This is a genomic window from Thermostichus sp. MS-CIW-26 (assembly GCF_054059115.1).
In genome coordinates this window covers 23,475-30,105 of sequence record NZ_JBSSBV010000034.1, presented here as the reverse complement: position 1 = coordinate 30,105, position 6,631 = coordinate 23,475, and the positions used below count along the sequence as shown (strand labels likewise).

The following is a 6,631-nucleotide window of genomic DNA, read 5'->3' as shown; positions in this document are numbered from 1 at the left end:
TAAACCAGCCTAGAGGTTCGTGGTTGGCTTGCCAACTGCAGGGCTACCGAAAGCCCGCCCTGTACTGCGAAGCAGTCAGGGTCGGGTAGTTTACCCATATAAGTGGGCAACATACTCTCCGTACCCGTTGTAGGGCAAGGTGGGAACGATTTGCCACTGGGAACGGGATCCGAAACCGATCAAGACTTCCTGCTCCTGTGACCAGCGGGGGTGGGGCACCCTAGGATCCACATTGGCCTCAAATCCATACTCCTCAGGGGCGAGGGTATTCCAAAACGTGGAGGGTTGACGGGCCAAAAACTCGATTTTGACGATGGATTTTCCCCCTTTAAAGCCATACTTCCAGGGAACCACCATGCGAATTGGCGCTCCGTGCTGTTTGGGCAACGGCTTGCCATAAACGCCGAGGGCAAAAAAGGCCAACTCGTTAGCCATTTCCTCGATCCGCAACCCTTCCGTGTAGGGCCAAGGCAAGTTGGGGGGCCAGATTGGGCCAGGCATAATTTCCGGATCGTAAAAGGAAGTGAAGCGGACAAATCGAGCCGTCGGCAAAGGATCCACCCGTTCCAGCAGCAGCCGCATCGGAAAGCCCAACCACGGCACCACCATCGCCCAGGCTTCCACACAGCGAAAGCGGTAGATGCGCTCTTCGAGGGGGAAGTTAAACAGATCTTCCAGGCCCAACCGCTGAGGATGCCGCACCAGCCCGGTAATCTCGACAGTCCAGGGATCCGCGGGCAAAGCCTGTGCAGCCCGCCAGACGCGCTTTCCGGAGCCAAACTCGTAAAAGTTGTTGTAACGAGTAGCTACAATCTCCTCGGTGACGGGCCTGCCCACATCCGAAAAGTGGGGGTTGAGTGGGATCCCCGTCAGCTCTCGTTCTACCGAGGGAGCGGATCCCCTGCTGCCAAACCCAAAAATAGAAAAACTGGCTCCCACCCCAACGGATCCCAGTTGCGCTAGAAATTGCCGCCGGCTGAAAAACATCTCTTCTGGAGTGACCTGTGCCTCTCGTTGCCAGGGGCGAGGAACTCGGATCCCGAACATCCATCAGCCATCCTTTGATTCAGAGTCAGGGAAAAAGTCTGCCGCCCGAACTACTACATCCTAAATGAATTACTACATCCTAAACGGATCTAAGCCGACATTCCCCGAGCTCGTTTCCAGCGCTGCCCCATGTGTAGTCATTTCAAATGTAGTCATTTCAAACAGCAATGAAACGATTTGTTATGTCTGTCCCTGGCTCCCCTCTCCTTTTGAGAGAGGGGTTGGGGGTGAGGGAAACCCTGCAGGCTGGGATGATCGGTGACGAAATCACGGTATAGCCGTGTTGGCTGAGTCCGTGCTGCTGGAAAAAAGTGTGGGGATCAGCTAAGGACTTGAGCTGGGCTCCGGCAAAACGTAGATGGACTCCACTTGCCGCCCTGCCGATGGCACTGCCTGGATGGTGCCCTTGTCGATGTGGTAAATGACTTTCTCCGCTTGCAACTGATTCTCCCCTTGGTTGATGATGACCTGGCCCTCCAGCTCAATGCGTTGCTCCTGGCTGTAATACACAGCTCTTTGGGCGCGGGCCGTAAGCCGCTCGGCAGGAAAACTGAGGGTGACATTGCCAATGGCCGTAAAAACCCCTGTGTTGGCGTTGGCCTCCTGCACATCGGCGCTGATGCTGATGGCACGGGGATTCTGACCCCAAGCCGGGATTCCAAGGGCCAGCACCACACCCACAGCCCAGCCCAGCGTCCCTAGCCGCTGCCAACCCTTCCGGTCAAACGCCATCTCCAAAGCCATGCCCCATCACCCCGTCAAACCACCCCAGCAGCCAGTCTAGCCCGTCAATCCAGGTCACAATGGCGGGGGGCAGCCTATGGGTCCGTTCCCTTTCCCCCCTGGGGCAGAGCTTGGGCAAGCTGTCTTTCCAATTCGGCAACGCGCTGCATGAGCTGTCGGTTGGCTTCCAGCAGCTCCCGCGCCTGGCTGTTGAGATAGGGATCCGACTCCCACCAATTGATGCCGATCTCCTTGGCCTTATCCACCGAAGAAATCAGCAGGCGAATGCGCACATTCAGCAACTCCACATTGCCCACCGAAACGGTGATGTCTCCGGCGATCACAATGCCCTTGTCCAGCACCCGCTCCAACACATCGGCCAGCGAGGAGCCGTGAGTAGCCGTGGTCAAGGGTTGAGAGCTAATCGGCACAGAGTTCATCGACCTCCAAAGTGTACCAACAGGCAAAAGACTCAGCCAGGCAGTTGGTCTAGCAGATAATTCAGCAGCTGGGATCCCTCTTCATAGCGCTTGCCAGCCCGGGGCAACAGCACATCCGCACACAAAGCGCGAAAATCGGCATTCTCTTTGCTAACTGCCAGCTCATGTTCCTTGACAATGCGCCCGATCATCAAACAACTGCGCAGGCTGGGGTGGCGCGTCAGATCCAACTTGCGGCGAAAAGCCCGCACAATGTGGACGATCTTGAGGGCGTCGGGGCCGGATAAGCCTATTCGCGAGGTGAGAATCTCCTTTTCGGTCTCGATGTCCGGCTCCCCCATATCGATGGTGATCATCCGATCCAGCAGCGCATCTTGGGCCCTGTGAACCCCGGTATATTCCTCCGGGTTAGAGGTAAAAATGGCCCGGAACTGGGGATGCACCCGCAGATATTCCGAGCGGTTGCTGTCCGGCGGCAACACCAGCAGCCTCTCCTCCAAGGCACTCAGGAGAGCATTGTTGGCCTCAGGGCGGGAGCGATTGAACTCGTCGTAGATGAGGGTAAACCCCTCTCGGCAAGCCAAGGTGAGGCGGGCATCCACCCAGCGCTGCTGCACATCCTCCTCCGTCTTCACCACCGAGTGAATGAAGTTGTCCACCACCCGCCGATGGGTAAAACCGGTGCGCCCCCCGATGAGGTCGGAAGAATCGAAGCGGTCATCCCCGTAGATCAGCATGATGGGGCGGCCCAGCAGGCTGGCCAGATGCATCGCCAAAGTGGTTTTGCCCGTACCCGAAGGCCCCCGCAAATGCACCGCAAAGCCCGATTGCAAATAGCGCAAAGCGCGGCGGGTAATCCGCTCAATGTAGGGGGTGTTCACGAACTGGCGGGGACGCGCCTGCAGAACTGTGGCCATAGAGATACCCAACCTCTTTGCTGCCCTGGACTCTTTTGCCTTGACTATAGCTCGGATGTTCTTCCTGCGCTCTGTTCAACTAAACTGCGACCGTCCCCGACACCATGCGCCGCAGCGTAGCCAAGATTTCCGAGGGATCCAACCCCAGATCCACCGCGCCGCGGGCCAACAAATCCCGCACCCGTTCCCGATCCCCAATTACCTGCAGCAGGGTCAAGTTGGGATCCTGCGCTTGTAGATCACTCACATACTTGTTGACATAGTCAAGGATGGGATCCACCTGTTTCTCAACAGTAGGCGGAACTTCAGGGGGTTCGAGCGTTGTCAAACCCCCTGGGGGTTGGGAAACAGAGACCGGGGCGGACGGCTCCACCGGGGTTTGACCTTCGGCTACAGGCGTTGAGTCGGAAGCAGTCTCACCGGCAGTCGCAACGGCACTGTTAGAGCTTGCACTGGAAGTGGAGACTTCAGGTTCTGGGATGAGGTCAGGGATCCCATTGCCCCACACCTGCTTATGCAACTCCGCCCGGAAAGTGGCCAGGGATCCCCGCAGGGCCTGGGCCTGGGCTTGCTGTTCCTGAGCCATCTGAGCCAGCTCCTGTCGAGCCATTTGCCGGAGAGCCTGTACCCACTGCCGCAAATCGGCGCAAAAAGACTGCCGCGCTTGCTGAGTTTTGTCGGCCATCGCCTGCCGAGCCTGCGTATAGGTGCTCAGCAAATGCTCCACAGCCGCAGTCAAGTTAGCCCGGAAAGCCTGCAATTGCTGCCGGCTGACTTCCAATTGAGCAGCTCGTTCCTGCTCCAGGCGAGCCAGACTCTCTGCCACCGACTTGGCCCGCTGAGCCGCCGCTTCCGAGCGGGAGCATTCGTCCAGGGATCGCCTCGCAGCCCGCTCCTGCCTCAGTTTCTGCAATTGGCTGCGGGTTTGCTCCGTCTGCTGCCGTAGTGCTTCTTGTCGTTGCTGGCGGCGCTGCCCCAGCTCAACCATCAGGGCTTGGTGCTGCTCTAGGCGCTGCTGCCGGGATCGGCTTAACAAACTTCGATTCTGAGCCACCCGCCGGCTGCGGGCCATGGCCCATTGTTCCTGCAAACTCATGATCTCCAATCCCTCACGTCGTTTTCAATGCTTGGGTGGATACAGCTTCTCTGCCTGTTCCCAACTCGATGGCACTGCCAACCTGTAGCTCAGTGCGGCTGCAAGACTCAATCCTCGAACAAAACCCGCAGAAGCAAGGCAGAGACCGGCGGTGGATCCCTGCCTCGCTTTCCGACGGCTAGCTTCCTACGCCTCCGCCCAGAGAGCATAACTCATCCAACCATTGTGATGCTCAAGGCGAGAGGGTTGTGGGCACTTTCCTTGGTTGAGTGATTTTGGTTAGGCAGATTTAGACGGCAGGAGCAGCAGCAGTAGCCGTCAGACCCACAGCCTCAGCGTATTTCAGGTAGGTTTCCACAGAAGCCACAACGACGCGGGCTTCAATGGCCAACAGCTCGATCCCAACCAAAGAAACCCGCACCCAGGCATCGACCACGATACCTTTATCCAAGATGCGATCGATCACTTCGGCCAAGCTGGACGAGGAGTTCACTTTCTCTACTGCCATAACGATCTCTCCTGCACTGGTACTGCTGATACTGATGAGGGTTGAAAAGGACAGACAACTCGGCGGCAAAATGGCATGTAGAAGGGATCCCAGCTGAGGATTCACCTTCCCTAGGGCGACAGCCGCACCCTCTATCACCCTAGCCCTATTGTGCTGGCTTTTTTCGGGGAGAACACCCGTAGATTCGCTTAAAAAAGACGGCGAACTCGAAAGGTTTACCGCTTTTCTAAGCGCCATCCCCCCTACATAGTACTCGCCAGCAGAAAAAATGGGCAAAGATGAGGGCGAGTTTTGAGCCCAAGTTGTGGAAGTGTGGTGGAGGGGCAGTGGGAAGCGGCAGGGATCCCCTATACTGGGGGCAGTGGGCTTGCTGACATACCGTTTCTCGCTGGCTGATAGGGCTGTCGTGACCGATTTCAACACCGGGATCCCGAGCGTGCGTCGCCTGCAGAAGGTCATCAAGGATCGGGAAACCCTCGAGGTCAAACTCAATACCGGAGATGTCTTCGTCGGCCAGTTGCGCTGGCAGGATCCCGATTGCCTCTGTTTAGCCGATGCCGAGGGGCGGGAGTCGCTGCTGTGGCGGTCTGCCATTGCTTTCATCAAGGTCAGGCCTCAGTCTTAAGTACTGCTCCGGATCCCTGTACAGCTCTTCTTCCCAATTTTTGAATAAATCTTTACAACAACTCAGGGCTTTTCTGTCTCCCTCTGAGGGCAGTTTTCTCCAGTTGACCCACTCCTGCTGGGTTTTTGGAGCGGTTGACTACCCTGCCGTCGCCCTGAGTCTATCCCAAAGCCGTCCCCCATTGCTCCGCAACGCTGTTGCAACTGCGTCAGCGGGCCGTAGGCCTTGAGGACGAGGCTTTAGACCCAGTTTTTTGGTAAAAATGCCAATTAAGAAGGGTATGATAAGGAGTGTTAAAAAATCTGATCTCTCCTCACCCAACCATGACGACTGCCCCCATTGAGATACCTCTTCAGCCTGCCGCCCAACGGCATAACCACTACAGCCGCGAAGACTTTTTTCGCTTTGACCTCTCCCAGGGATCCCTTGTGGACTGGACGGGTGCCCGCAATGTCTTGGTGAGCGAAGACTTTATTCTGGGCTTGCAGCAGGGCCTGGAAGAAGAAGTGGGAGATGCCTCAGCTTCTCTGATGTACACCATTGGCCGAGAGTGGGGACGCAACGATGCTGTCCATTTTTCCCGCTGGTTTGAGGAGGAATATCGGCGCCACCCCAAGCAGAGTAATCTCATGTTTCTCTTGGAAACCTGGTGGTGGCCTCTGACCTCGCAAGGATGGGGGCGCTGGGAGGTAGAAACCGAGAGTCGGCGGCAAGGGTTTATTTTCATCAACCTCTTTGACTCCGCCGTGGCCCGCACCCTGGGGGATGTGGGCAAACCTGTCTGTCATCTTTACGCCGGATTGTTTGCCGGCTTTTTTAGCACCATGGTGGAACGGCAGCTCAACTGCATCGAGATCCAGTGCTATTCTATGGGGGAAAGCTACTGCAAGTTTTTGCTCGGCAGCAAAGATCGCATTGATGCGGCTGCCTTCTGGCTGAACGAAGGGGCCAGTGCTGGTGAAATTGCCCAAAAATTGCGTTCAGGTCAGGGAGTAGCTAAGGCATGACCTGGAAGATTACTTTAGAGGATTCGGTGCAGAGCTTTTTTGCCCGTCTAAATTGGGATAACCGCCCCCTACAGATGCGCTCTCTGCCAATGCCTTTTCTGCAAGTGCAGGAGCATTTTGGCTCCATTCCCTGGGCCGGGGATCCCCTGAGTTTGGCTGCGCATTCTCTGGGATCCCTGTCGGCAGCACCAGAACCCGAGCCGGCAGAAGAACAGATCACCTTGGCAGATCTGTTCAGCTTGTTTTGAGTCTCCTAGCACCCACTGAC

Annotated in this window: 9 protein-coding genes; 3 read left to right on the top strand and 6 right to left on the bottom strand. The window is 56.8% G+C overall.

Features of this window, described 5'->3' with window-relative positions; genetic code table 11:
- Nucleotides 1-90: 90 nt before the first annotated feature.
- The 6 genes from msrP to gvpA all read right to left on the bottom strand — a co-directional run bounded on the left by msrP (nucleotide 91) and on the right by gvpA (nucleotide 4,731).
- Entirely contained in the window at nucleotides 91-1,047 is a 957-nt protein-coding gene (gene msrP / locus ACVWZU_RS10795) for a protein-methionine-sulfoxide reductase catalytic subunit MsrP (protein ID WP_457444851.1), read from the bottom strand.
- Nucleotides 1,048-1,371: 324 nt separating this feature from the next.
- Complete coding sequence (locus ACVWZU_RS10790; protein WP_011433424.1) at nucleotides 1,372-1,791, bottom strand: LptA/OstA family protein; 420 nt, start codon at nucleotides 1,789-1,791, stop codon at nucleotides 1,372-1,374.
- Between the two features lie 74 nt (nucleotides 1,792-1,865).
- Nucleotides 1,866-2,210, bottom strand: coding sequence for a gas vesicle protein (locus tag ACVWZU_RS10785; protein WP_049749583.1), 345 nt, complete (start codon nucleotides 2,208-2,210; stop codon nucleotides 1,866-1,868).
- Between the two features lie 32 nt (nucleotides 2,211-2,242).
- Entirely contained in the window at nucleotides 2,243-3,127 is an 885-nt protein-coding gene (gene gvpN / locus ACVWZU_RS10780) for a gas vesicle protein GvpN (protein ID WP_011433426.1), read from the bottom strand.
- Nucleotides 3,128-3,206: 79 nt separating this feature from the next.
- Nucleotides 3,207-4,223 carry a gas vesicle protein GvpC gene (gene gvpC / locus ACVWZU_RS10775; RefSeq protein WP_457444849.1) on the bottom strand — a complete coding sequence of 339 codons (1,017 nt, stop codon included), beginning with the start codon at nucleotides 4,221-4,223 and terminating at the stop codon, nucleotides 3,207-3,209.
- A gap of 289 nt (nucleotides 4,224-4,512) precedes the next feature.
- A complete protein-coding gene (gene gvpA / locus ACVWZU_RS10770; RefSeq protein WP_011429717.1) occupies nucleotides 4,513-4,731 on the bottom strand; it encodes a gas vesicle structural protein GvpA in 219 nt (72 codons plus the stop codon).
- 304 nt (nucleotides 4,732-5,035) lie between these two features.
- Here gvpA and ACVWZU_RS10765 point away from each other — a divergent pair, with 304 nt between their 5' ends.
- The 3 genes from ACVWZU_RS10765 (at nucleotide 5,036) to ACVWZU_RS10755 (ending at nucleotide 6,611) form a co-directional block, all read left to right on the top strand.
- Nucleotides 5,036-5,356 (top strand): Hfq-related RNA-binding protein, encoded by a 321-nt coding sequence (locus ACVWZU_RS10765; RefSeq protein ID WP_414415719.1) that lies wholly within the window; start codon nucleotides 5,036-5,038, stop codon nucleotides 5,354-5,356.
- Between the two features lie 323 nt (nucleotides 5,357-5,679).
- Nucleotides 5,680-6,363: a V4R domain-containing protein gene (locus ACVWZU_RS10760; RefSeq protein WP_457444847.1), complete on the top strand. Its 684-nt coding sequence runs from the start codon at nucleotides 5,680-5,682 to the stop codon at nucleotides 6,361-6,363.
- A complete protein-coding gene (locus ACVWZU_RS10755) occupies nucleotides 6,360-6,611 on the top strand; it encodes a hypothetical protein (protein WP_011433431.1) in 252 nt (83 codons plus the stop codon). The genes ACVWZU_RS10760 and ACVWZU_RS10755 overlap by 4 nt, the downstream gene beginning before the upstream one ends.
- Nucleotides 6,612-6,631 lie beyond the last annotated feature (20 nt).